We start from the raw sequence: 24573 nt of genomic DNA on the forward strand, positions 1-24573 counted from the left end.
GACTATTGGGCCTTCAACAGTGTTTCTACGTTCTGTGTCGTTTTACCTACCGTCTTAGCAATCAGCTCTTCTTGAAAGGTAATTCGAGTCAACGCCCACTGCATCTGCAAAAGTTGAGCGGGGTCGTCACCGACCATTTTCATGCTGTCGGTTAAACTGGTTTTTGCATTGTCGATGGTATTTTTCAGTTCGCTAATGTTTTCTAACAAGCCACCTTCTAAACCGTGGTTTCCCTCCGGCGCTAGCATCGCTTGCTCGAAACGCTCACTAAGCCCCTCTTCAGCTTGTGCGTCTTGCACTTGCTCGAGGTTGGTTTGCATTACTTCTGTGTACTGCGTATTGATCATATCCATTCCTATGAGAGGTCTAGTTTGTGGCTGTAAGTCAACATGTTCTTGACCATGGCATTCTTTTGTATAACAAAGCTCAGCTCTTTTCGGACCATGTCCAACACTGGGGCTTGATCAGGGATGTCTTTCAACTCTGCCCAACTGTGCCAAAGCGCTTGTTCTTTTTGCGCGCCAAGCGGGAAATGCTCAGAAAGCAACGCTTTCAACTCTTGGCGGTCTTTAGGGGGTTCCGCTAATAAGCGCCCCGAAAAACTGCCCAACAACTCTTGCTCTAATGATGCCAACAATTCTGGTGACGCTTTATCGGTGCCCTTTGCACTTCTCTCCTGACTAAAGGCGTACCATAACGCTTCTTTCTTCTCGCTAGGCGAGGAAAACGCACCTTCAAGCGTACTGTTGAGCGTAGTAGCACTGAAATTTCCAGTACGTTTTAGCGTCTCGTACCATTCCTTTATCGCCGTTGTTTTGGCTTCGGCTTGTGTGACGCTGTCCGTGCTCTTTTGCGTCGACGATGTGCTCTTATCTGATGAGCTATCACTCATTAAACGGCTCATCTTGTTCGCATCATGTGCATCAACTCTAGAAGGTTGCTGCACATGACCGAGCGTGTAGTTGAATGCGTTGTTTTCAACCTTCATTAAAGGTTCCTGATGTCCTTAGAGAAACTCATGGCAAAGGCTTGGTTTTCTTCACTGCCTTTTGATGCCATATCTAGCCAAGACTCCGCTTTGCTTGATAGCCCAGCTTTTCCTGCTGCTAACGCTGCCAGACTGATTAAGTCTGGGTACGTCATACAAAGCGGTTCAAGTAGACGATGAGCGTCTTCGTACAAGCCACGATTCATCAAACTCATTGAACGAATCATAGCGACGACTTCTTCTGCACCACCTTGTGACTCAAGGCATTCCGCGATGGTATTTGCCTCTTCATGACGATGCAGACCGGTTGCCATCAACGCTGTTTCAGCCAGCAGCAAACGCATGTCTTTATCCATAACTTACACCTTCTGCAGAATCGACTGCATCACGTCTTTGATTGCACGAGTTGTGGTCGCGTTGATGTTGTAAACCACAGACCATTTGTTGATTGTGTGCTGCAGCTCTGCAAGCTTCGACGGATCGTCTGCGTTCGTTTCTAGGTTTTTGATTGCCGTGTTTACGTCCTCGTTCGCTTTTTGAGCTTGTGCTTCTAGTTTCGCCTTAACGTCGTCGAGATAAACACTTTTACTCGAATCATAAAATGACATAGGTATCGCCTCTTTTTATTTATTGTCTTTGAAAGTTTCAATTACAGTTAAGGCTGCTTGATACGCCTCATGCTGTTTGAGTAGCAATTGATATTCTTGTGGTGAACAACCAAGATCGAGCTGACGCTTTACTGCTGACTGCGCTTGCTTGAACTTGAGGATGATCGCCTCTTTTTCTTGCTGTCCTGAATCGCCTTGTAATAACTGCTCAAGATTTGTCATTGGTATTTTCACCTTCGTACCCTAGATCAATAGTGATCACTCGCCCGCCTTTTACGAGTTCAATCCCTGCAGGAGTAACGCTAGAAATGCGATATCCTTGAGGAGTGCGGGCACCTACCATGTAACGAACATTGTCTGTGAGGATGACGTAAGGGACTCGACCAAAGTTCACGCTACGAAACGGAAAATCGATGTTGGTTCCTTTGCTTACCTTAGGAATGGACTTCAAAACCAAATAAGGTTTCTCGCCATACTGCTCACGGAAATCTCTCGTTACGCCATAAAATCGAGTGGTCTCAATGTCATCAAGCTCACCACGAACTTCGATGCGGTCACCGCTAGTCACAAGCTGAACTTTTTTCAAGAGCTCCGCTTTTTCTAACAGTTCTTTAAGCGTATCCATGTACGCACCCGCTCTTTGTAGCTCGACCTTCCAAGCAACAAGTCCAGGGACATCGCGTTCTAATATCTGCTCAACCTGGCTCCAACGACTTGCGTCATCGATATAGCCCGTTAGCAGCAGCGTGCCTGTCTCATCACCATTTTCGACTTTGACTTGGTGATAACCGAGGTTGCGCAAGATAAAGCGCACACCACGGCGTATCTCTTCCATCGTTCTCAGGTCACTTTTGTAGTTGATACCTAAGGCATCAATCCGACCCAGTAGTTGGAGTTTCTGTGTTCTGTCTTCGACGTAACCTTCAAGTACCGCCTGTCGAGCACTTGCGTTCCATTCAACACGAACATCGTCAAGTTTGAGCTCGCTAAGAATGTTGCGCACCAAGACAATCGGTTCTGCTGCGGTGATGGCGTCTTTGTCACTGGCATGAATTTGACTGTACCAAACGCCTGCAAATATCACGCTTGGAATCAAGCTACACATCAATCCAATGAGCAGTGTTCTCTTCCAACCTGACGATGGTTTATGGCTGACGGGGGCAGCTTGCTTGTCTGATGTATCGCTTGCCACATCGATAACCAAATCGTCTTCTAGATAACCGACTGCAAAGGTTAAACGACCCACAGAGACCAGCGCGTTTCGCGCCAGCTCAATGCCACCAGCATCCACGGTGACACTCTCATTGTTGATGGAGACCTCTTCACAATCGCGCAATAAAACTGTTTCGCCATCGCAAACCAAAACAAGGTGACTTGCTTTGATGCCAGAGTCGGTTAACACCAAATCTGCAGTAAAATCATCACTACCTAATACCAATGAATCATTGGGTAAGGTGACTTCCACTCCGGAATGGACACCGGAGAGGATACGAATTTTCCATTGCTGCATTGAGGCTACTGCTCCTCTAATGGTCGAACGCAATGATTCTCTGAGCCATTACACTCTTTAATTTGTACTCGCCATCCTTTTTGTCCCGTAGGAAGCTCGCATTCTGCTAGCAACGATGACTTTCCTTGTGACAACAAATCTTGCTGGTAACGCTCGGCTTGCACTTGAGTCGTACAGCTGTACAAGGCAAGCGCTGATTTAAGGTCTGCACTGTTGTTTGAAATGTTGTTTAACGTGCCAATCTTTGGTCTTAAATCATATTCATTGCCGATGAGAACGTTGTCGCCAATACCATCCACAACGATTCTTGGCTCGATAATGAACATACGTACCGTTCTTCTTGTGGTGTTTTCCGTACTTCTAAACAAAGCACCAAGGTATGGAATGTCTCCTAGCAAAGGGACTTTTCGCAGCTTGTTGCTGATTTCGTCACGGTATACACCACCGATGAGCAGGCTTTGTCCCTGTTTCACTGTCGCCAGTGTGCTGATTTCTGTCTTGCGAATTGAAGGCACACCGTCGATGCCACCATCAGAGATTTGCGCACCATCTTCTAAGTGCAGACTCAGGTTGATTTCTGGTCTTTCCACAAATCGATCGCCGACGATACGAGGCACGATTTTCAATAACGTACCGTACGTCACTTGCTCTAATGCTGCCGTCTCTTTACCGATCAACTTGACGTAAAAGGTGCTGCTGTTATTGAGTACGGCTTCCACGTTTTCTTGTGTTAGCAAGGTTGGTCTTGAAACTACCTGCGCGCTGCCTCTAGATTCAAGCAAACGGATTTGAGCCAATAGGTAATTCAAGTTCGTTGCGTCAAGCAAAGACTTAAAGGTTTGTCCGCTGCCAAGCTCGACATCGCCATCACCGACGTCACCCGTTGTTTTGAGATCCAGAATGCTGTTGTTACCAACCGCAACACCAGCTCGCCAGTCAACACCAAGCTGACTCAAATCGTTCGCGCTGATATCAACAATTGAAAGCGCCACTTCGATTCTTGACTGCGGCTGATCCAACTGAGCAATCAACTTGCGATACAGCGGCAATCGAGCTTGCGTATCGCGCACAATGATCGCATTTAACCCTGGTTCAGCTTCTACCGATGCGCCGCTATGGACAGAAGCTTTTTTAGTCACTGTTGCAGACTTACTCGCTCCTGCTTCGTCGCTCTCATTCGCCACCTTAACTTGAGTTTGAACACCGGATAGAACTCGGCTCAATACCGAAGCAATACCTGGCACCGTCACCCCTTGGTCACGATAAGTGATCTCTCTATCCGTCGCAGAGGCGTACTTCAACGGAATAATGTCAACAAACAATTCATCCGTAGAGTTGGATTTTTGTACCAGTCGGCTTTCCAGCGCTTCTGCCGTTTGCACAACCAGATCGACGTACCTCGGAGGACCAGCCAAGTAAACCAGACCTTTATTTTCTGCTGCGCGCCAACCGTAACGAGAATCCCAGATCCCTGTTGAAATCAGCGTGCTACGCAGTTCACGAGCCGTTAGCAGTTCTAGCTGTAGCAATCGCGAACGAGTTTCCGTCGCTTTGTATACATGAAGTACCGCGCCATCGAAGTACCACATCAAGTTGTAAACTTGCGCCAAATAGTCGAGAAACTCGGCTGGGTCTTCTGGTGTAAATCGACCACTGACACGGTCATTTACTTTATCGCTCACCGATACAGAAACGCGGTAGTTTGCGCCAAAGTTGTTCAGTAATTCTTTTAGCGAATCATTGTCCGCGTAGTAACGAAACGGTTGATCAGACCAATTAAGCTCAGAAGCATGAGAAGGAAGTGCCATCATCAAGCTTGAGGCACACACCGCTGATAACACGAGTCTGCGCATTTGTGTCTTTAAAACTGCAAGCATTATGGAATCCAAACACTGTGGCTAACGGTATGATTAACACGCTGGTGCTCGAGCAAATCGCTGAACTGCTCCACCAAATTCACGTGTTGAGAAAGTTGCGTACAAAGCGCTTCTGTCGTTGCGCTTTCCATATTCATTTTGCCTTGCACAATCAACTGCGCTTTGTCGTTCACCGTTAACGTGCAACGCGTATCTCGCAACGTTTTCAAAGAGAGCTGCATACAGTGCTTTAGCGCCTGTTCTTTCTGATAATCAAGGTGCTGTTCAAACTGAAATGGGAGAACGGTTTCCCACAAGACCCATGATGATTGCTGCCGAATGTTAAGCAGCATCTGGTCGACTTCGATGTCATAGGAACCATTATTTGAGGCAATAAAATCCCCAACCCCTAGCGTTGCCGCTAGAGATTTCATCATTTGATCTAACATATTTAGCCCTATTTAAATCTGGCTGAGATGGTTACAAGCTTGACCGCACTGGTTGCTCTGAATGTCAAAGTAGTAATGATCTACGCTGCCAACGGTTTGCATGTCTTGAAACCATTGCCAAATTTTCGCGACGGCATTTAGGTCGCTGTATACAAGATCACACGCATCCCAAACATCGTTTAGCTCAGGCGCTTGTACTCGCGCTTCGCTACACCATATTTTCCATTCAGAGATAAACTTATCCGACGTTCTGCTGTACTCAGATAAGCCCTTGAGTTTTTCTAGAGTTGGTTTCCACTCTTCAACCAATGCTCGATGAGATTCAACCACTTGGTTTTGCTGCTCATTGAGAACACTTAGCTGCTCATGCAATTCACTCTGCTGGCTCTTAATCAGTTCCAGTTGTTGCTCTGCAAAAATCGCACTGCTCTCTTCTCCAGACAATCTCAACCAATACTCTTTCTGAATACTCAGTTGATTGATTAACTGTTCAAGCTTGATGGAATCATGCAACACCGTCTGATCCGTCTGCTGATTAACCCACTCATTTAGAGTCAAGTACATCGAAAGGATCAGCGTTTTAGGTGACGCTAGATTGAAGCGGTAACCTAATCGGTGATTAATGTAATCCAGTCTTTGTTCAAAAGTGCTCAACGCACGATTGTCACTGAGTTGCCCACCCACCTCTAAAAAGAGGCGCATAGCAAATCGATCTAGAGACGTACCAAGCTTTTGATATGTCTTAATCAGCTGACTAGCACATAAACAATCGACGACATTGCGATCAAGCAAGCGCTGGAGTAAAGACAATTGGTCGTAACTCAGAACGCCTTCACTGAGTAGCTGTCGGTGATTGACATTAACAACATTGGGCTCTTGCGATGATTGGGATAAACCTTCGTATCGTGCGCCTCGCTGTAAAACAGTGACCTTCCTTTGCGTCACAATGTTGTTAGGAAAAAGCGAACGGCGTCGCCAATGCTGCTTTTTCATTTGTGTTCTTCTCCGCATCTACTTCGAACAATCCAGAAGGAAGTAGAGGTAATAGTTTTGTTCGTTGTTACGCTGAGCATAATAGAGTTTACGTCAGTTAATGCCTTTCAAAATTAGTCAGAAAATTTTAGTCGTCAGACATTTCACTTAGCAATTGCTACTTGTTCATCTCCAGAACGAACCTTACTTGGTGTCGTTCCGAAGCGGCGGCGATAACTTTGTGTAAAGTAAGATTGGCTTGAGAACCCCGCTTCCATCGCAACGTCGACGATGCTCATTTTGCTTGTGAGCAATAGCTTGTGAGCATGCAATAAACGACGTTCACTGATCCACGCTCTAGGAGAAATACCATAATATTCATTAAAGAGCTCTTTAAACGTAGTCAAACTCGCACCAAATTCTTGGGCGTAGTCGGTCAGTTTCCACTCTTTAAGGTAATGAAGCTCCATAAAGCGACGCAGTCGATCTGAGGTTCGGTTTGTCAGTTGTGATAACAACGCGTAGAGGTGTTCACCTTGGTCCCCATGCAACAATAAGATGAGCATTTCCTCATACTTTAAGCGCATAATAGCATCAGGAAAAGACTGTTCTTCTAGCGTCTTCATTCCTGATAGTGTCTGTTCTATCAATAAGTTGAGAGTAAAAGGGAATAATCCAGACTGAACATTTTCAACCTTTGGCAACGACATCAAAAGATCACTATGCTTTTGCAATAGTTGACTCACCAGTTCATTGTCAAACTCGATAACAGAAGCCGTATATTGACCATCTATCGGTGTGTATTCTAGTAAGTAATCCCCTTGAGAGAGATAAATTCCACAACCAGCAACAACGTCTAGCGTGCAATCCCCTGTTTGGACTCTCAGTTGACCATTGTGAACGACAACAATGTGAGATTGACTAGAATGAAATACTTCATCGTGTTTTTCATAGCAGCAAGCACTATGGATTTTTCGCAAGCGCGAGTCGACCCTTTCTGTGTTTAGTTGGCCTAACACATCCATTTTCTACCCTTCATAATTTTAATTTCTCTAATCCCCATCAGAGAAACTGTCAAAGTCCCGCAGTGCGAAGACAAACGCAGGACAATTTCAATTAAAGAAGCAAAGAAAAGAGCATAGAAGCGCATAACACTCCCATACCCCCCGAATAATAACGAATAGCTCAAGCGCTACCTTTGGTAGCAAAATAGTCTTGGCAAAGAAACCTTCCCGATATTGTTATGTATTGTTTTCGGGAATTAATAAGCTTTTGCTAAAGTTCAACTTATAACTAGTGATACTAAAGCAGCAAAAACTCTTTTTATATTAGAATAAATGAAAGTACTAATATTAAAGTCTACTTCATTTATATTGATATTTCTAACAACTTTGAGCTGTTTATTTTTAAACCATTCTACCTAGCCAACGTATCCAAGGCGGTGGATATAACCATAAAAATTATGATGGGCGCAACCGATATTCATATAAAGACAAACTGACCCGATGACCTAAGTTGATTGATTAATAGAGACCTAGGTCTGGAGATATTACTTTCAATTGTCTTAATTTTTTTAAATAATAAAGACAAATGAAAACGATTACTTTTTTTAGTAATTCTTATAAGCTTCTAGCTTTAAGTCCTTATGTACACTGCCTTGCGTAAAAATATACTGCTCTTCTTTTTTTGCGATAATTTCACCTTGAGAACGCAATATAGCGCGCACTTTCATTTCGCCATTTCCAGCTTGTATTGGAGCAATAACAACCGAGTACTGAACAGGTAACTGAACCCCTTGATAGTCTTGCTGTACAACTGTAAAGCATTGATTATCTGAAACCTGACATACTTCGACGTTTACAGAAGTACTCACTGGAGCGACGTAATCATCAAACGTTATCCAACCAAATAGCGTTCCTTGAATATGATTAGAAAACCCATCTGATACCGTATTTGTGGTAGCACAAGCGCTGAGAAGCAATGCACTTAGTATCGGAATATACGTATTACATTTCATTATGGATTCTATTTGACTGAATATGTTTTAAATAAAAATGAGCAGGCGCAATTTTGGTACACAAATATATAAAAGATCAACTATTATTTTATACACCATTCGGACAATATAGATTCTCAAAAGTAAGACTCATTATTATTTGATAAGGAATTTTTATTGCCTTTATTTTATAGTTGATACTGCTTCCAAATAAATGCTCAAACTTTCTGCAAAGGTAAGTGGTACAACACTTGAGACATAAGCAACATAGTTGATAAGTTTTTATTATCCGCATAGAAAAAACGCTTATATAAAAAATTCCAACCAATATTGATAAACATCAGTTTTAACTTTCCATAATTTCGATGATAAAATTCTAAAAAGGACTGCTTCTATGTCAGCGCGCCAAATCGTAGATGAGGTTTTGCTTAAGTTTGCTCATCAAATAGGTTTGCCTGAATTACATTTGACTGAAGACGAACTGGGTTTAGCTTTTGACGATAACTTAAGAGTGCATTTCATTTTCCACCCAGATACAGAAACGCTTCAACTAGAAGCAGAGATTGTCGACCTACAAATTGTTAATTCTGAACTTTATCGTTCTTTTTTGGCATTCAACTATCATTGGTCTGAGCATCAACTGTTTTTTAGCCTAGATAACCACAGGCACAAGCTTTGTTTAAACAGGTTGCTTCAGACCGAGCAGCTCGACTATGAGTTGTTTGAGAGTGCACTTGCTGAGCTGCTCACACAGAGCGAATCTTGGGAGTCATTGTTGTCTGCCCATATCGCAATGGAAGTTTCACCATCTATGCTTCAGAGCTCGGACTTAAGAGTTTAGGTACCCTATGTCCAATGACATCCAACCAACACCAAAGAACTTGTCTATCGACCGGTTAGAACATACCGAGCAAACAGCCTCTGTAAAGCAAGGCTCGTTTCTAGGTCGAACCGTTGTGCAGATAAGCCCTAAAGAGCGAGAGGTGAACCGAGCTAACTCCAAGCTAGAGTTAAGTGAGTCTCTGTCGATGCTTGCAAACGTCGATATTTGCAACTCAATCTTAAGCTTCGAGAAAGATTCCAATGCGGTACAAGCTTTGTTAAATAGAAAGGTTCAAGTGCTCAGTTAACCTCAATAAGACCGACTTTAAACAAGCACTCGCTTCGCCAAAAACGAAAAGCCCCGAACTCTCGGGGCTTTTGTTGTTTCTAAACTGCAGATACAAAAAAAGACGTCCTAGGACGTCTTTTTTCAAGAATGTGGCGGTGAGTGAGAGATTCGAACTCTCGATACGTTGCCGTATACACACTTTCCAGGCGTGCTCCTTCAGCCACTCGGACAACTCACCGAATCTAATTGTGGTTAGCATCATTGGCTAACGAGGCGCTAATTTAATGATTATGTTCCTGATGGTCAAGGCTAAACACGAAAAAAAGCGCCCTTTTGCGTTTGTTTGCTCACTATCTAGCTAAATTGCGCAAAACTGGGGCAATTAGGCTTCTTGATAGTAACCTGGAACTCGGAACCAACGGCGACACTGATCTAAGAAGTAACCGTAAAGGACACCCATGCCACATGACACAACTGCATTACTTGCTACTGCCGTGATGATTTGGTCAGTTGACGCGCCTACTGCCAGCAAAATGCCCGCATAGACTGGAGATTGGAACAATACGTACGCCACCAAGTCAGACACGTTCTTCATAAACGAAGAGGGTGATAGTTTTTTACCTTGGCGTAATACCCAATCACGGAACATACCGTAAGGCCATGCAATCGCGATGTTTACTGGGATAGACAATGTGCGTGATGCTAAAGACTGCTCAAACGTCATACCCGAAATCAAGATCTCGATAATCATCCCTGTAATAAAACAAAAAACCACCATAGCAAAAGTATCCGCTGCGGCATTGCGAATACAAAATGGTCCACGAGACTTCATTTACAACCTCTAAAATCAAACACCAATAAAAATAACATCTATAAAATCATTTACTGCATTTAAAACCACATAGCAGTTAATAGCGCTATTAAATCACATTATTTTCAGTTTATGATTCCGTTTTAAAATATGAGTTGTAAATTAATAACTAACTTTCAAAGCAAAAGTAGCAGCTTTCACCAAAATCAGTAAAAAGCCCCATAAAACACTTCAAAATGGAGTTTTAAAACGTAATTTATTTACTTTTAAGCCAGTTAGCTCGCGAAAAAACACAGAAAACTAGAGAAATATCTGGCAAATGAATTTCAAAAAGATCGTCTCATGCTATTGGATCAAGCAAATTCAGAGTAAACACGAAGTTTATAGAATGGGAAGTGAAGATGGAGGTTATACCCAAGTAACATCGAGATGCTAGGTTCATCAAGGATGACTTGGTTTGTAGGCGCAGCGGCGATTTAAAGATCTAGTTACTCTAAATCGAGAAACGACAACGCTCTGAGTCCTGCATCTTGAAATCACTTGGGTATAAGTAATGTAGGAAGTACCCTACACTACTTAGTGAATGCACGGAGTTAGTGTTCTGCTAACAGTACCGTCAGTTGGTCGATGTCCTCTTGCTCAGGGGTAAGCGCTTTACTCAAATAGTCTTCGATGCGTTGGATAACTTTATTCAGTTCATCAGAGACATTTGGTTTGGCACTTTCGAAAATGTGAGAAAGTGTCGTCATTGCTTGTTCCAAGTTGCCATCATCTAATGCCATATAGAAGTTCAGCAACAATGCCTCGGCGTTTTGAGGTTTAGGTTGTTCTCCGCTTTGCTTGTCTTGGTATTGATAAAGTATCGACGCATGACGATACAAAGCATCATCGAGTTCTGATTCAACAATCGGTTTGGCGATGATATGGTTTGCCCCTACATCTAACATACGCTCCTGCGTTTCTTTGAAGACGTCTGCAGTACAGCCGAAGATCAAAACCGAGCGAGCTGGTGCATCCATAGAGCGAATAACAGCAATCGCTCCTACGCCATCAAGTACTGGCATGTGGTTATCCATCAACACCAAATCAAATTCATGCTTCGACACCTGCTCTACTGCTTGCTGCCCATTCTCGACACAAACGCATACAAACCCTTTAGAGCGCAAGAAGGTCTCCATAATGATGGTGTTCGTACGGTTGTCTTCCACGATAAGCGCACGTAAGCCTTGGCAATCAAGTTTATGTGTATTAGATGCTTCTAACACCCCAGCCTCACAAGGGTTGAGCTCAAGTTCGACAATAAACTTGGTGCCAATACACTCTTGGCTTTGAACAGTAATACTCCCGCCCATATGCTCTGAAATCTGCTTCACTATCGCCAACCCAAGACCCGTGCCGCCATATCGACGTGTTGTCGACGATTCGGCTTGTTCGAATGGTCGGAAAATGCGTTTCTGCGCATCAGGGCTGATACCAATCCCAGTGTCTTTCACACTAATGGTTAGTTTGGTTATGCCATCTTTCACATGCTCGGTCAGTTCGACTTCAACAAAGCCACGATCCGTGAACTTCACTGCGTTATTGAGGAGGTTAAATAACACCTGGCGCAGGCGTGCTTTGTCATTGTTGTACCAACGTCCAAATGGAACATTAGAAATAACTCTAAATTGCAGCCCCTTTTCGGCACATAAAGTGTGATACACACTGTTGATACTACCGAGAATCGATTCGATTGGGAAAGGCGTGTTGTCGAGCTCAATGTGTCCTTGCTCAATTTTCGAGTAATCAAGAATTTCATTCAGTAGCGTCATCATGTGATCGCCAGAATCATACAAGGTATTTAAGTGCTTTCTTTGTTCGTCAGTTAGATGAGTTTTCAGCAGTATTTGTGCGGTTCCCAACACCCCATTCATCGGCGTTCGGATTTCATGAGACAAGGTTGCTAAGAAGGCTGTTTTTGCGTTTGTAGATGCCTGCGCCTTAACCCGTTCACGCTCAAGGTAAACCGTCTTTTCATTGAACTTGGTGATTAAGTGCCCGATTTCATCTTCACTCTCATAGGCGATATCGATAATGCCGCCCGTTTTGGAGTCATCCACTTTCTTAGCAATTCGAACAATCGGTTCTACAATGTATCGGTTTAATAGGTAGTAACCCACCAGCACGCAGAGCAGTAGAAATGGGATAACACCGGTCTCAACACTCATTACTTGATTAAAGACTTGATCCGATACTTTGACCTTGGCATTCACCACATCCATGCGCCAATTAAAGCCACCAAACCCGAGCTGGCTGATGTATATGTTCTTAGTAAGCTGAAAGTTGTGCTCAATCACGACTTGGTCATCGGCATCACGAATCACAACACCTAATGAGTATTGATTTGTATGTTCACGAATGAACTGGAATAACGCTTCCAAAGACAAGTCTACGGTTGCCACTCCGGCAAAAACACCCTCTTTGTAATAAGGCGCTGAAGCCGTGATCATCTGAACTTGCGTGAAGGTATCGATATACACGCCAGACCAACTCACTGCCCCTGCAGGTTTGTTTGCAACAGACTGGTACCAAGGTTCGTTGTCGTAGCCACCAGACTCTGGATTATTGTAGGAATAGATTTGATCCAAGCTGCCGTTGTCATTCTTATTGAAGAATAAGCTTGTATATTGCCAACGTTCATCTTCCAATGTTGGTTTTGGCCATAATCCGCCACTGACGATGATGTCGTCGCTCACCGCGAGTAACTGGGGAATCGTATCTTGAAGTGAAATACTTGGTGTTGGCGTCTGCCCTAACCCTACAAGGCTATTGAGCAAACCAACGGAACTGGTTAGCGGTCCTTCAATCTGTGAGGCGAGCAATTGAGTTCGCAAATCCAAATTACGCTCAAGCTTTTCACGCACTGGAGGCTCAACAACGAGGTAAACAACAGAACCAATGGTCGCGATGAAGAAACACAAATAAAGTGTCAGGGCGAGAATGCTTTTGTTTCTGAGTGACGAACGAATTTCCATAGATGTAGACGAATCATTCCCTAATATCGATTTATCACTGATTGATTGGTAAGATTAGCCAACCAACCAGCCCATTAACAAATGGTATTCTATTTTGAAACTACAAGACATCCTTTCTCTTCCAGAACTTGATGGAAAACTACTAAACCTAGCGAAAACTCAAGGCTTTGTTACGTCTATGGCATGTGCGCCAAACGTGTTGAATCCTCAAGAGTGGCTACCATTCCTATGGGGCGGTGAAGAAACAGCACCTTTCTCTGATGGTGAGCAACTGGAACAGTACATCGATGAGATCATTCAAATGTGGAACCAAACACGCCCAGCGCTACTGGAAGGTGCATGGCTATGGCCTGAAGGATGCGAGCTGGATGATCAAGATATCGTATCTGCAAACACGCGTGATTTCTGTGAGGGTGTACTTCAAGGCTGGCAATTGTCTCGTGACGATTGGGAAACGTTGATGCCTGATGACAGTGAAGACAGTGCATTGCTTGGTGGCGTACTGCTTTCTCTAACTATGCTTTACGATCCAGAAACGACAATCGCGACACTTGCAGAGCAAGGTATGGAAGGTCTAGAGCAGTTTGAAGAGATCTTCAACGCAATGCCGATGATGCTTTGCGGACTGACTCAACGTGGCGTAATGCTAGCTGAGCAAGAATAAACTCCCCCCCTGTGAGAGACATAAGACAGAATGAAAAAGCTCTCCAATCCGGAGAGCTTTTTTGATCAATCTAGAATGACATGGGGGATATATCGCGCCATATCTTGGGTAACTAAACTGCTGTCTTCTCGAATGGAGATCCCGGCTGCTTTATCATTCACTAACCAACTGCCAATCAACGTATGGCTTGAGCCAAACTTAGGTAGCGGATGATATTGTTGAATGATGTTTTGACTCGATTCATACGGACCCGGTGTTTTCACCAATCGCTGACCATTTTTGACAATCTCAATATTGGCACCTTCGCGAGAAAACAGAGGTTTAATGACATAGTCTTTTAAGCTAGCCGCTTTTGGATCATTGGCAAAATACGCGGGCAAAAGATTCGGATGATTTGGAAACCTCTCCCAAAGCAAGGGTAACAACGCTTTATTAGACAGAATCGATTTCCACATCGGCTCTAACCAATTCACACTCGCAGTTGCCAAGTACTGACTGTATTCCTCTTCGAACATGAACTCCCAAGGGTAGAGTTTGAACATCCAGCGAATCGCTCTGCCATCGACATCCACAAATTGCCCATCTTGCGTCACGCCAATATCTTCGACAAAAACAAAGGCGGTTGCTAACCCAGCTTCTCGCGCACAGTCTTCGAGGTATTGCACCGTGCCTTTATCTTCTTCGGTGTATTTGCAACAACTAAAATGCAGCGTTTGACCCGGCTGCAATTTGGCAATATCGGCAAAGCGTTGAATCAGAAAGTCTTGCAGAATATTAAACTGATCCGCACTTTGGTGAATGCGACCTTTATTGACAACATCCTCTAACCACACCCACTGCCAAAAGCCAGTCTCAAACAATGACGTTGGTGTGTCTGCGTTGTTTTCTAATAACTTTGCAGGAGAGGAGCCGTTGTAAGCAAAGTCCATCCTCGAATAAAGAGAAGGCTCTCTTCGTTGCCAAGAGGAAGCGACTTGTGACCACATAGCTTCGGGAATCGCACACTGTGTCAGTAACTGCTCACTTCGTACAACCTGATCGACGATTTCAAGACACATTTGATGAAGCTCTTCCGTTGGGTCTTCAATGTCTTTCTCTATCTGCTCAAGGGTAAATTGATAGTAAGCACTCTCATCCCAATACGGTTGGTCGTACATAGAATGGAAGCCAAAACCAAACTGGCGTGCCAATTCACGCCAGTTTTCTCTTTCTTGTATTTCTCGTCGAAACATTTCAGTTAACCGCCGCGGCTGACTGACACAGCTTTACCAAAGCCACCGCGAGACATCGCACGACCAATCGTACCGCCGCCGCGCTTATTTAGGCTACTGGTAGCAACCTTAGTGGATTGATTGCGATAAGAGCCGTAAAACTGCCCTGCACCGTTGTAATACTTCGATTTATAACGATACATCGGCTCTGAGTAATAACTTTTGTTGTAACCCTTAAGCCCACTCACCGCGCGACTGAAGAAGTAACCACCAACAAATGGGACATATGAGTGATGACGAGAACTGTAGTAACAATCATCCTCGTAAAAGTCATTTTCGCACTCATATTTGTTGTTGTAGCGCGGCGCATTTTCTTCTGCACGCGCCATCGCTTCTTGGTAGGCGATGTCACACTGCTCACTGAATTCAGGCGCGGCAGATTTACACTCGTCAGCATCGACGTAGATATAGCCTTCCGTTTCTGATTCTTGAGTTGCGAGGAAAAAAATCCCACCAAAAGCAACGAATGGAATGATTCGTCCGATTTTAAAACTCTTGTCCATTGAGGAGCGTTTTACATTGGAACTGCGTTTCATCGTTCCTCCTAGTATGTCATGCAGGCTGCGTTAAGCACACCGACAGACACAGAGACAGCCGCTAAAACAATGCCCGCTGGCACTTCATCATTTTCAATACGCTCCGATACTTTTGGCAGCAGAATAAAACGTACAATACCAAACGCAATGATCTGTGCCAGCATCGCTACAACGCCCCATACCATGAAATCCACAATATTGACTGAGTTAGTCGCAGCGCCGGCAATAGCCAGACAGTAACCAAGAAAAGCACCACTTAACGCAACTGCCGCAGCGGTATTTTTCTCTTCCTTGATCAGATGCCATTCATCATAAGGCGTCAATCTGACGTAGACGAATTTAAACGCCAGCACGAAAACGATCGAAACAGAAAAGTAGAGAAGAAAATTGGGAAAACCTGCCAACAGGTCGGCAATCATATGCATTATTTGTCCTTGTTCATGTCTGTCCAAGCGAAGTCATCAATTCGCTCGTCGGCAATGTAAAACAGCTTAGTGCTTGGTGGCACTTGAGCATTTAAATCTGGGTTGAGTTCAATCCCGTCACCAAGATCGAACGCGATCAACGTAGCTTGGTGATGCTTCTTGATAAATCCGAAGATTTTTTCCACGCTGGTTGTCGGTTGATCTTGTGGGTAAATCACCGAGTACTGTGTCATACCCCGAGTTGAAGCAAGTAGCTCCTGATGAAGTGCACTCGAACCCGGATCTACTGCCGCTTTCGCAAGCATCTCTGCGCCAACGGCTGGAATGCATTCTGCTTTTGGACAGTGCTCACTCAACAGTCGACCTAGCGCTTCATCTTTAAAATAAGCCAGCAAGTGTGCATCAGGATTCACTGAGGCACAATACAATGCGGCAGAGAGAGTAATATCATCGCTAAGATTATCGACAATAATACAGTTAGCATCGGTGATGTTGGCGTTTTTCATCTCTTGCGCGTCGGTGTAACTGTTCACCTTGATAAAACCAATTTCACCTGGTAATGGGTTTTCAATGTCTGAACGACTGCATAACACAATTGGGCGTTTGCCCTCTTCTTCATGCTGCAACATGCGGATAAGGTGCATGGTTCGTGCGCCATTCCAACCCAATAATACGATATGGTTATCCACTCTTACTCTCCGTTTACCCAGTATGCCTGCTCGCCAATAGTCAATTGCGCCACCAGCCACTCGCCCCAAAATGGCAGCAAATAAACTCAAACCACCAGGGATAATAAACAGAACCACAACCCACTTACCCATATCACTTGAGGGTGATAAGTCACCATAGCCAACCGTTGAAGCAGTCACCATGAGGTAGTAAATAAAGTTAGAGAAGTTTTCGGTCAGTGCATGCTCTCCTGCAAGAGCCAACAATAACCACGAGATGGCAATATATGCGCCACTAATGACGAGAAGGTTTCGGTTGCTTAATTTGAAAAGATGGGTGCTTAGCCACTTTTTCAGTACTAGCCATACAGCCATAAGTTTCCGATTCCTTTCTAATTGCTATAACTAAATACTAACCTATTGATTGTAAGAAATAAAAAAACCAGCCACATTCGGCTGGTTTTTGAGATTTATATTAACAAACTACAGTCTAAGTAGACGGAATGACTATGCGTTGCCTTTGACTTGCATGTTTAACTGCTCGGCAAAATCTAGCATGCGGTTGAGCGGAATCAGTGACTTCACACGTAGTGCTTCATCAACAAAGATTTCGTGCTCTTCACCACCTTCACGCAGCGCTTGCTCAATTGCTTTAAGACCGTTCATCGCCATCCAAGGGCAGTGTGCACAGCTACGACATGTCGCGCCAGCCCCTGCTGTCGGTGCTTCAATCAGTTCTTTTTCAGGCACTAACTGTTGCATCTTAAAGAAGATACCTTTGTCTGTTGCGACGATCATTTGCTTTTGAGGCAGCTCTTTCGCTGCTTTGATTAGCTGACTTGTCGAGCCTACTGCATCGGCTAGCTCTACAACACTTGCAGGTGATTCTGGGTGCACTAGGATTGCCGCATCCGAGTATACGTTCTTCATCTTGCGTAGCGCATCTGCAGAAAACTCGTCGTGAACTACGCACTCACCTTGCCATAGCAACATGTCTGCACCAGTTTTGTTTGCAATGTAAGAACCTAAGTGGCGATCCGGTCCCCAGATGATTGGCTTATCTTCTGCGTCTAGATGCTCGACGATTTCAAGCGCGATACTAGAAGTCACAACCCAATCAGCACGTGCTTTTACTGCCGCAGATGTGTTTGCGTATACCACCACCGTGTGGTCAGGATGAGCGTCACAGAACTCGCTAAACTTGTCCGCCGGGCAACCAAGATCCAGTGAACATTCTGCTTCTAGCGTTGGCATTAGAATGCGTTTTTCTGGTGTCAGGATCTTTGCAGATTCACCCATAAAGCGAACCCCACCAATGATCAGTGTACTTGCTGGATGGCGGTTACCAAATTTTGCCATTTCTAGCGAATCACCAACAAAACCGCCGGTCTCTTCAGCCAGAGCTTGGATTTCAGGATCAGTGTAATAGTGGGCGATAAGTACCGCGTCTTTTTCTTTAAGCAGCTTTTTGATTCGCTCGATGTAATCGGCTTTTTCTTGTTGGCTTAATGGGATTGGTTTTGGTGGGAATGGGTAAACTGTGTCGATTTTATCTAATATGTGGCTCATTGCTCTTGCTCTACGCAACTTCCTTTAATCCGAGTATTGTAACCTTGTTGATTTTCAAAAACCAACCCGTAACCGGAATTTATAGCAGTCTAGCCGTATATCTTTGTTGTGAGTGACAATTCTGATTGTTGCCTTTAGACATTCATCGCATCAATAGGTCTTTAAAAAAGTGCGCGGTGAAGCCCAAAGAAAAAGGGAGCCTGAGCTCCCTTTTGTTGTTTTACTTCAGCTTAGAGCTAGCGACTTTCGCCGATGCACTGCCTGGGTACTCATCCACCACTTGCTGATAGTATTTCTTCGCTTGCGCTGCATTGTTGTTACGCTCAGCAATATCGCCTAGCTTGACTAATGCATCTGCACGCTTGTTGGAATCTTTGTAAGAAACCACGGCTGCAAAGCTCTTCACAGCTTCTTTATCCTGTTTCTTCGCGAAGTACAACTGACCTAGCCAGTAATGTGAGTTCGCAGAATATGTTGAATCAGGATAGTCCTTTTGGAACTGCTGGAATGCAGCGATAGCACCGGTGTAGTCGCGTTTTTTAAGGATCAAATCCACCGCGTCTTGGTAAGCCGTTTGTTCATCGGCATTCGATGTATACTTACCACCCGTCTCTGCTAGTTTCGTTTCTTTAACAGGTGCGGCTTTCATTTCGCCACGCACTCGATCAAGCTCAACAAACAGCTCACGCTGACGTTTCAGCATTTGCTGCATCTCGTAGCTATTACGCTCTAACTGACCACGTAGATCACTGATCTCTTGTGACATTTGGTCAATTTGCTCTTGCATTTGAAGCTGAACGCGGTTGCGATTTTGCAGCAAGCGCTCTAAACGCTCGATGTCGGTTTCTGAAGAAGATCGAGTAGATACTGATGACGTGCTGTTGAGATCTGATACTGGAGCTGGTGCAGCGAACGCGAAGTTCGCTGCACTTGCCAGTAACGTAAGCGTAACAGCGCGCTTAGTGTTACTGAACATGAGGTTTACCTCGAATTAGTATACTAGAACCGCACGACGGTTCTTAGCGTAAACTTCTTCAGATTGACCTAGAAGAAGTGGCTTCTCTTCACCGTAGCTAACGATAGAGATTTGGTCAGCTTGTACACCTAGTGCTTGTAGGTAGTTTGATACTGCTTCTGCACGACGCTCGCCTAGTGCGATGTTGTACTCAGGAGTACCACGCTCATCAGCGTGACCTTCGATAGTTACTTTTAGAGCAGGGTTCTTGCTTAGGTAAGAAGCGTGAGCTGCTAGCATTTCTTCGTAATCACCTGCAATTCTTGAGTTGTCAAATGCGAAGTAGATAGTTTGAGTTTCACGTAGCGCTTGCTCTTTTAGCTCTTGCTCCGTTAGCTGACCGTTTTGATCGATCGGAGTAACGACTGTTGTTTCTGCAGCACCAGTGTTTGTTTCTGCACCAGTGTTAGAAGCAGCGTCATCGCTTGAACTACATGCTGTCATAGCCATCACAGGAATCGCGATTAGTAGCCCTTTTAGAACCTTGTTCAGTTGCATCTTATTTTCCTTTATTAATCAATTTTTTCTTACTACAAAAACGGTGACCATGCGGGAGCTCTTACACGCCCATTTGTTGCCGGTAATCTAGCTTTAAATCGACCATCAATTGACACCATCGATAGTACGTTTTTCTTGTTGTAAATCGAGCTATAGATAACCATGCCACCATTTGGGGCAATGCTCGGAGACTCATCAAGCAACGTTTTTGTTAGCACCTGAAGAGCACCTGTTTCCAAATCTTGTTTAGCCAAGTTGAAGCCCGAATCACTGCGATTCACCATGACGAGGAATCGGCCGTCAGGAGTGATTTGTCCACCCAAGTTCTGACTGCCTTGCCAAGTCAAGCGGTTAGTTGAACCGCTGCCCAAATTTACTTGATAAATCTGAGGTTTACCACCCCTGTCTGATGTGAAAATCAGCGATTTGCCATCGGGGTGCCAGAACGGTTCCGTATTATTTGATCTGCCACGCGTAATTTGTGTCAGCTTACGTGTTTTTAGATCCAAGGTGTAAACCTGAAGTGAACCTGTCTTAGACAGTACCAAAGCAAGTTTACTGCCATCCGGCGAGAATCTTGGCGCACCATTATGACGAGGGTATGACGTTACCTTCTCACGCTCACCGGTATAGATGTTCATGATGAAGATTTCAGCCTGACCATTTTGGAAGCTCACGTATGCAAGCTTCTGACCATCTGGTGACCATGCTGGAGACATAAGCGGTTGCTTAGAGCGAAGTACCAAACGTTCGTTGTAACCATCGTAATCCGCAACGCGAAGTTGGTATGGGAAGCGATCTTTGTCATTTACAACAACGTAAGCAATACGCGTCATAAATGCACCGCGTTCGCCAGTAAGTTGCTCGTAAACAAGGTCAGCAATACGGTGCGCGTATTCACGCATGCGTGGAGCTTCAACCGTTGCTACTTTGTTGAAAAGAACATGATCTTTAGAAAGTACCAGCTCACCATCACCACCAAGAGCTTTACTCTGACCGCCCGTTAGCTGACCACGAACAACGTCCACTAATTGGTAGTTAACCACATAGTTACCTTGCTCGTTTTGCTTAATTGAACCAGTTAGCAGAGCATCAACGCCAAGACCTGTCCACGCATCAAAGTTCACCTCTGATTCATTGAATGGAGTTTGTGGCATTTTGCTCGTTGGTACAGGGCTGAATTTACCACTGCGTTGCAAATCAGAAGCAATCACAGCTGAAATATCAGTTGGAAGAGGTTTACTGCCTTCCCATTTGAATGGAACAACAGCAATTGGTCGCGCTGAATCAATACCATCGGTAATCACCAGCTCTAGTGCAGCATGAGCCACACTCGTTAGACTGCCAAGCAGTACAAACATTCCTAGTAAAAGGCGTTTAATCACGTCTCAGTTCCTTAATTTAATAATCAACCGTTAAGTTAACATCACGAATTTTATCTATAATGGCGCGGTCTTTTGGCATAGGGAAATTACCAACTTGATTAACTGCGCTCTTTGCTGCGCTACATAAACGAGCATCACCACTGATAATTGAAACACTACTCACTACGCCATCTGTTCCTGTTGGCACAAGCTTAATGTTCAACCTACACGACTTTCCCACAAGATAGTCATCCTTGATGATACGACTTTCGATTAGCTGTTTATAGATCGCACCATAACGATCAGCTTCCGAATTAACATGCTGATTCTTTGCTTCTTGGTTAAGTTCAGATTCACTTTCTAGACCAGCAAAGATGTCATCCAACGCTGCTTCTTGCTCTTTACGCTCACGCTCTAATCGCTCAAGACGCTCTTTTTCTTTGCGCGCTTTTTCAGCTGCCTCTTTCGCGGCTTTTTCTTTCGCAATACGTTCTTGCTCTGCTTTTGCTGCAGCCTCACGTTCACGACGCGCTTTCTCTTCTGCTTCTTTCGCAGCTTTCTCGCGCGCTACACGCTCTTGTTCCGCTTTTGCTGCGGCAGCTTCTTTAGCAATGCGTTGCTGCTCAGCTTTACGTACAGCCTCTTCTTTGGCTTTACGTTCTTTTTCTGCTTTTGCTGCACGTTCTTTTTCTTTACGAGTGCGTTCTTCCTCTGCCTTACGCTCTTGCTCTTTCTTCTTACGAGCAGCTTCGGCTTCGCGAGCGGCTTTGGCATCTTTCGCCTGTTGCTCTTTCAGTTTACGAATCTGTTCTTCTTCTGCTTTGCGATTTTTCTCAAGCTGCTCAGCTTCACGTCTCAACTTATCAAGACGGTCTTGCTCTTTCTTTGCAGCTTTTTCGCGTTGCTGACGAATCTCTTTCGCTTGCTGTTGAACAAGTTTAGGGTCAATGACCACTGCCTGCACCATTTGCCCCGTAGGTTCCGGCTTAGACATTGTGAAATCTGTACCCCAAAGCAGAGCAACGACTAACAGCGCATGCAAACCAACCGATATCGCTATCGGCTTGGTGTATTCTTTGCGTTTCTTCTTGTTGTCTTTCATAGATGTACGATGTCTATTCCTTGATATCGGTCATCAGACCCACTTTTGGGATGCCTGCACGACTTAACTCGTCAAGCAAAAGTACAACGTCAGCATATGGCGTCGCCGCATCGCCGCCCACCGCAACAGGTGAATCTGGCTTGATAGAGCGTTCTGCTTTCACTCGTACAATCACGTCTTGTAGTGATAGACCGCGCTGAACCTCTTCGTCATTCACGCTCAGACCTAAATTACCGTCGCGATCAATTTCAATGATGATAAAGCTGCTGTCTGTATCACCCGCTATATCTTGCATCGATTCAGCTGTCGATGTTTGTGGAAGATCTACATCAACACCTTGGGTGACAAATGGAGCGGTTGCCATAAAAATGATCAGCAATACGAGCATGACGTCGATATATGGCACGACGTTGATCTCTGCTGTCATTTTACGCTTTTTAGGTTGGTAACCCGCCATGCCTTATTCCTTACTTGCGCTGTCTCTACCCGCCATCGCTTGACGGTGCAGGATGCTGTGGAATTCTTCAGAGAAAGTCGCGTAAGTGTGCTCTAACTTACTTACTTTGTTGCTTAGACGGTTGTAAGCCATTACTGCTGGAATAGCGGCAAATAGACCCATAGCAGTTGCAATCAGTGCTTCTGCAATACCAGGAGCCACCATAGAAAGTGTCGCCTGCTTCACTTCACCTAGCGCAATAAAGGCGTGCATGATGCCCCAAACAGTACCAAATAGACCAATGTACGGGCTAATTGAACCAACTGTGGCAAGAAATGGTAGGCTCGTTTCCAGTTCATCGACTTCACGAGCAACGGAGACACGCATCGCACGACCCGTACCTTCCATGATGTAAGCTGGAGAATTCGCATTGCTTTTGCGTAGACGTGCAAACTCTGTAAAACCTGCGTAGAAGATTTCTTCTGTGCCAGTAATGTCATCTTTACGGGCTTTTACCTTTTGGTAAAGCTGAGAAAGATCAGTACCTGACCAGAATTTGTCTTCAAATGACTCGGCATCTTTCGATGCTTGAGACAACACTTTGCTGCGCTTGATGATCATTGCCCAAGATGCGACAGACATACCGAGTAGTGTCAACATCACAAGCTTTACCAACAGACTGGCCTGAAGAAAGAGATCTAAAATGGAAATATCAGCAGTCACTATTTGTTAGCTCCGAATTGATAAAAGATGGGATAGCTATTGGTTTCATTTTCTTATTATCGATACATGCTACCTTAACAATTGTCTTGCACAATGTTTTGCCTTCATCATTGACTAACTCTTGACAGAATTGCAGAGACGCACGTTTTATTTCTGACACTCGGGTAAGAACGGTCAAATGCTCGTCCAATCTAGCCCCTTGGTTGAAATCGATATCCATGTGTCGGACAACGAAACCTATATTTTGTTCCAACAACAGATTTTGAGAAATGCCTTTTGCACGCAATAACTCAGTACGCGCACGTTCAAAGAATTTTAAATAATTTGAGTGATAGACGACGCCGCCCGCATCAGTGTCTTCGTAATACACCGTGATTGGCCAGCGGAAGGAATTTGATGTGCCTTGCAAGGGAGTACCAATATATTCAATTCTTTAAAGCAATTACTATAACTGAAGCGACAGCAATTGGTACTGAGCTAAGGGAATATTTTTGAAATTTGTAGAAAAAATAAAAGCCAGACTATGAGTCTGGCTTTTATTCGATGATTTAGTAACCGACTTTATTTCAGTCTGTAACGCTTACATGAAATACAGTGCAGTTAGATAAATTAAGATAGCGAGCGAGAAATAAGGACTGAACAGCACCTGCCAGTACCAATTTCTTGGCTTGAAGCCCACACCATATACCATGCTTGAGCACACTGCCCAAATCAGCGCTGGTGCGATAAACGCATTAAAGCCACCAATTTCTCGATGGTATGCGTTCGGATCCCACATCACCAACCCTACATGCATAAAGCCAAGGATTAAGGCCAAGACTCTTAGCAGAGTCTTGTCCATTGGTGCGTGAAGTTTCGCTACCTTGTCAGCGAGATTACTCACTGTCTTTATCCATCATTTCTGAGTGCTCTAACCAAAGAGCGTTGATGATACCGAATGCACAAGCAAGTAGTACACCTAGAATCCATGCGAAATACCACATAGTA

General features: G+C 44.4%; 30 protein-coding genes and 1 tRNA gene. 3 read left to right on the top strand and 28 right to left on the bottom strand.

Going from position 1 to position 24573, the window contains the following annotated elements:
- Nucleotides 1-2: 2 nt before the first annotated feature.
- The 11 genes from sctI to QMY49_RS09340 all read right to left on the bottom strand — a co-directional run bounded on the left by sctI (nt 3) and on the right by QMY49_RS09340 (nt 8400).
- Nucleotides 3-347, bottom strand: a complete 345-nt coding sequence (gene sctI, locus QMY49_RS09290; RefSeq protein WP_005450269.1) for a type III secretion system inner rod subunit SctI — start codon at nt 345-347, stop codon at nt 3-5.
- Nucleotides 348-355: 8 nt separating this feature from the next.
- Complete coding sequence (locus QMY49_RS09295) at nt 356-988, bottom strand: YopR family T3SS polymerization control protein (protein WP_009698264.1); 633 nt, start codon at nt 986-988, stop codon at nt 356-358.
- Nucleotides 988-1344: a YscG family type III secretion system chaperone gene (locus tag QMY49_RS09300; protein ID WP_005441753.1), complete on the bottom strand. Its 357-nt coding sequence runs from the start codon at nt 1342-1344 to the stop codon at nt 988-990. The genes QMY49_RS09295 and QMY49_RS09300 overlap by 1 nt, the downstream gene beginning before the upstream one ends.
- A 3-nt stretch (nt 1345-1347) precedes the next feature.
- The gene (gene sctF, locus QMY49_RS09305) at nt 1348-1596 is read right to left on the bottom strand and encodes a type III secretion system needle filament subunit SctF (protein ID WP_009698265.1); all 249 of its coding nucleotides are present in this window, start codon (nt 1594-1596) and stop codon (nt 1348-1350) included.
- Nucleotides 1597-1611: 15 nt separating this feature from the next.
- Entirely contained in the window at nt 1612-1818 is a 207-nt protein-coding gene (locus tag QMY49_RS09310) for an EscE/YscE/SsaE family type III secretion system needle protein co-chaperone (RefSeq protein ID WP_005450274.1), read from the bottom strand.
- The gene (sctD, locus tag QMY49_RS09315; protein WP_283311173.1) at nt 1805-3106 is read right to left on the bottom strand and encodes a type III secretion system inner membrane ring subunit SctD; all 1302 of its coding nucleotides are present in this window, start codon (nt 3104-3106) and stop codon (nt 1805-1807) included. Before sctD ends, QMY49_RS09310 begins: the two co-directional genes overlap by 14 nt.
- A gap of 5 nt (nt 3107-3111) precedes the next feature.
- A complete protein-coding gene (gene sctC / locus QMY49_RS09320; RefSeq protein WP_430381702.1) occupies nt 3112-4917 on the bottom strand; it encodes a type III secretion system outer membrane ring subunit SctC in 1806 nt (601 codons plus the stop codon).
- A gap of 65 nt (nt 4918-4982) precedes the next feature.
- Nucleotides 4983-5411, bottom strand: coding sequence for a YscB family type III secretion system chaperone (locus QMY49_RS09325; RefSeq protein WP_005450277.1), 429 nt, complete (start codon nt 5409-5411; stop codon nt 4983-4985).
- A 12-nt stretch (nt 5412-5423) separates the two neighbouring features.
- Nucleotides 5424-6404 carry a T3SS regulon anti-activator ExsD domain-containing protein gene (locus QMY49_RS09330; protein ID WP_005450278.1) on the bottom strand — a complete coding sequence of 327 codons (981 nt, stop codon included), beginning with the start codon at nt 6402-6404 and terminating at the stop codon, nt 5424-5426.
- Between the two features lie 143 nt (nt 6405-6547).
- Entirely contained in the window at nt 6548-7408 is an 861-nt protein-coding gene (locus tag QMY49_RS09335) for a helix-turn-helix transcriptional regulator (protein WP_005450279.1), read from the bottom strand.
- Nucleotides 7409-7992: 584 nt separating this feature from the next.
- Nucleotides 7993-8400: a YscW family type III secretion system pilotin gene (locus QMY49_RS09340; protein WP_005450280.1), complete on the bottom strand. Its 408-nt coding sequence runs from the start codon at nt 8398-8400 to the stop codon at nt 7993-7995.
- Nucleotides 8401-8773: 373 nt separating this feature from the next.
- Here QMY49_RS09340 and QMY49_RS09345 point away from each other — a divergent pair, with 373 nt between their 5' ends.
- Together QMY49_RS09345 and exsE2 are read left to right on the top strand one after the other, a co-directional pair.
- The gene (locus QMY49_RS09345; RefSeq protein ID WP_283311180.1) at nt 8774-9220 is read left to right on the top strand and encodes a type III secretion system chaperone; all 447 of its coding nucleotides are present in this window, start codon (nt 8774-8776) and stop codon (nt 9218-9220) included.
- A 7-nt stretch (nt 9221-9227) separates the two neighbouring features.
- The gene (gene exsE2, locus QMY49_RS09350; RefSeq protein WP_283311182.1) at nt 9228-9509 is read left to right on the top strand and encodes a T3SS regulon translocated regulator ExsE2; all 282 of its coding nucleotides are present in this window, start codon (nt 9228-9230) and stop codon (nt 9507-9509) included.
- A gap of 131 nt (nt 9510-9640) precedes the next feature.
- Here the strand turns inward: exsE2 and QMY49_RS09355 are convergent.
- The 3 genes from QMY49_RS09355 to QMY49_RS09365 form a co-directional block, all read right to left on the bottom strand.
- Nucleotides 9641-9728, bottom strand: a tRNA-Ser gene (locus tag QMY49_RS09355).
- A gap of 144 nt (nt 9729-9872) precedes the next feature.
- On the bottom strand, nt 9873-10322 hold the full coding sequence (locus QMY49_RS09360; RefSeq protein WP_283311183.1) for an L-alanine exporter AlaE: 450 nt from the start codon (nt 10320-10322) through the stop codon (nt 9873-9875).
- A gap of 572 nt (nt 10323-10894) precedes the next feature.
- On the bottom strand, nt 10895-13315 hold the full coding sequence (locus QMY49_RS09365) for a hybrid sensor histidine kinase/response regulator (RefSeq protein ID WP_045488050.1): 2421 nt from the start codon (nt 13313-13315) through the stop codon (nt 10895-10897).
- Nucleotides 13316-13409: 94 nt separating this feature from the next.
- Between QMY49_RS09365 and QMY49_RS09370 the strand changes: the two genes are divergently transcribed.
- Nucleotides 13410-13979: a YecA/YgfB family protein gene (locus QMY49_RS09370; RefSeq protein ID WP_009698271.1), complete on the top strand. Its 570-nt coding sequence runs from the start codon at nt 13410-13412 to the stop codon at nt 13977-13979.
- A 65-nt stretch (nt 13980-14044) separates the two neighbouring features.
- Here the strand turns inward: QMY49_RS09370 and QMY49_RS09375 are convergent, their stop codons facing one another.
- The 14 genes from QMY49_RS09375 to cydX form a co-directional block, all read right to left on the bottom strand.
- Nucleotides 14045-15211 (bottom strand): glutathionylspermidine synthase family protein, encoded by a 1167-nt coding sequence (locus QMY49_RS09375; protein WP_029789032.1) that lies wholly within the window; start codon nt 15209-15211, stop codon nt 14045-14047.
- A gap of 5 nt (nt 15212-15216) precedes the next feature.
- The gene (locus tag QMY49_RS09380) at nt 15217-15786 is read right to left on the bottom strand and encodes a DUF1190 domain-containing protein (protein WP_283311188.1); all 570 of its coding nucleotides are present in this window, start codon (nt 15784-15786) and stop codon (nt 15217-15219) included.
- An 8-nt stretch (nt 15787-15794) separates the two neighbouring features.
- Complete coding sequence (locus QMY49_RS09385) at nt 15795-16211, bottom strand: DUF350 domain-containing protein (protein WP_005450290.1); 417 nt, start codon at nt 16209-16211, stop codon at nt 15795-15797.
- Nucleotides 16211-17254 carry a potassium channel family protein gene (locus tag QMY49_RS09390; protein ID WP_005450291.1) on the bottom strand — a complete coding sequence of 348 codons (1044 nt, stop codon included), beginning with the start codon at nt 17252-17254 and terminating at the stop codon, nt 16211-16213. Before QMY49_RS09390 ends, QMY49_RS09385 begins: the two co-directional genes overlap by 1 nt.
- Before the next feature lie 132 nt (nt 17255-17386).
- The gene (gene nadA / locus QMY49_RS09395) at nt 17387-18448 is read right to left on the bottom strand and encodes a quinolinate synthase NadA (protein ID WP_005450292.1); all 1062 of its coding nucleotides are present in this window, start codon (nt 18446-18448) and stop codon (nt 17387-17389) included.
- Between the two features lie 220 nt (nt 18449-18668).
- Nucleotides 18669-19424: a tol-pal system protein YbgF gene (ybgF, locus tag QMY49_RS09400; RefSeq protein ID WP_283311192.1), complete on the bottom strand. Its 756-nt coding sequence runs from the start codon at nt 19422-19424 to the stop codon at nt 18669-18671.
- Between the two features lie 15 nt (nt 19425-19439).
- Nucleotides 19440-19961, bottom strand: a complete 522-nt coding sequence (gene pal / locus QMY49_RS09405; RefSeq protein WP_283311195.1) for a peptidoglycan-associated lipoprotein Pal — start codon at nt 19959-19961, stop codon at nt 19440-19442.
- Between the two features lie 32 nt (nt 19962-19993).
- A complete protein-coding gene (gene tolB / locus QMY49_RS09410) occupies nt 19994-21346 on the bottom strand; it encodes a Tol-Pal system beta propeller repeat protein TolB (RefSeq protein ID WP_080971538.1) in 1353 nt (450 codons plus the stop codon).
- Between the two features lie 16 nt (nt 21347-21362).
- Nucleotides 21363-22427: a cell envelope integrity protein TolA gene (gene tolA, locus QMY49_RS09415; protein ID WP_017819043.1), complete on the bottom strand. Its 1065-nt coding sequence runs from the start codon at nt 22425-22427 to the stop codon at nt 21363-21365.
- Between the two features lie 13 nt (nt 22428-22440).
- On the bottom strand, nt 22441-22884 hold the full coding sequence (locus tag QMY49_RS09420; protein ID WP_005450302.1) for an ExbD/TolR family protein: 444 nt from the start codon (nt 22882-22884) through the stop codon (nt 22441-22443).
- Between the two features lie 3 nt (nt 22885-22887).
- Nucleotides 22888-23586, bottom strand: coding sequence for a protein TolQ (gene tolQ, locus QMY49_RS09425; RefSeq protein WP_005450306.1), 699 nt, complete (start codon nt 23584-23586; stop codon nt 22888-22890).
- A complete protein-coding gene (gene ybgC / locus QMY49_RS09430; RefSeq protein ID WP_005450307.1) occupies nt 23576-23995 on the bottom strand; it encodes a tol-pal system-associated acyl-CoA thioesterase in 420 nt (139 codons plus the stop codon). Before ybgC ends, tolQ begins: the two co-directional genes overlap by 11 nt.
- Before the next feature lie 171 nt (nt 23996-24166).
- Nucleotides 24167-24469: a cyd operon protein YbgE gene (ybgE, locus tag QMY49_RS09435; RefSeq protein WP_017188312.1), complete on the bottom strand. Its 303-nt coding sequence runs from the start codon at nt 24467-24469 to the stop codon at nt 24167-24169.
- On the bottom strand, nt 24462-24569 hold the full coding sequence (gene cydX, locus QMY49_RS09440; RefSeq protein WP_000270284.1) for a cytochrome bd-I oxidase subunit CydX: 108 nt from the start codon (nt 24567-24569) through the stop codon (nt 24462-24464). The genes ybgE and cydX overlap by 8 nt, the downstream gene beginning before the upstream one ends.
- Nucleotides 24570-24573: the final 4 nt, after the last annotated feature.

Origin of the sequence: Vibrio harveyi (assembly GCF_030060435.1) — a bacterium.
In the GTDB taxonomy this organism is placed as follows: domain Bacteria; phylum Pseudomonadota; class Gammaproteobacteria; order Enterobacterales; family Vibrionaceae; genus Vibrio; species Vibrio harveyi.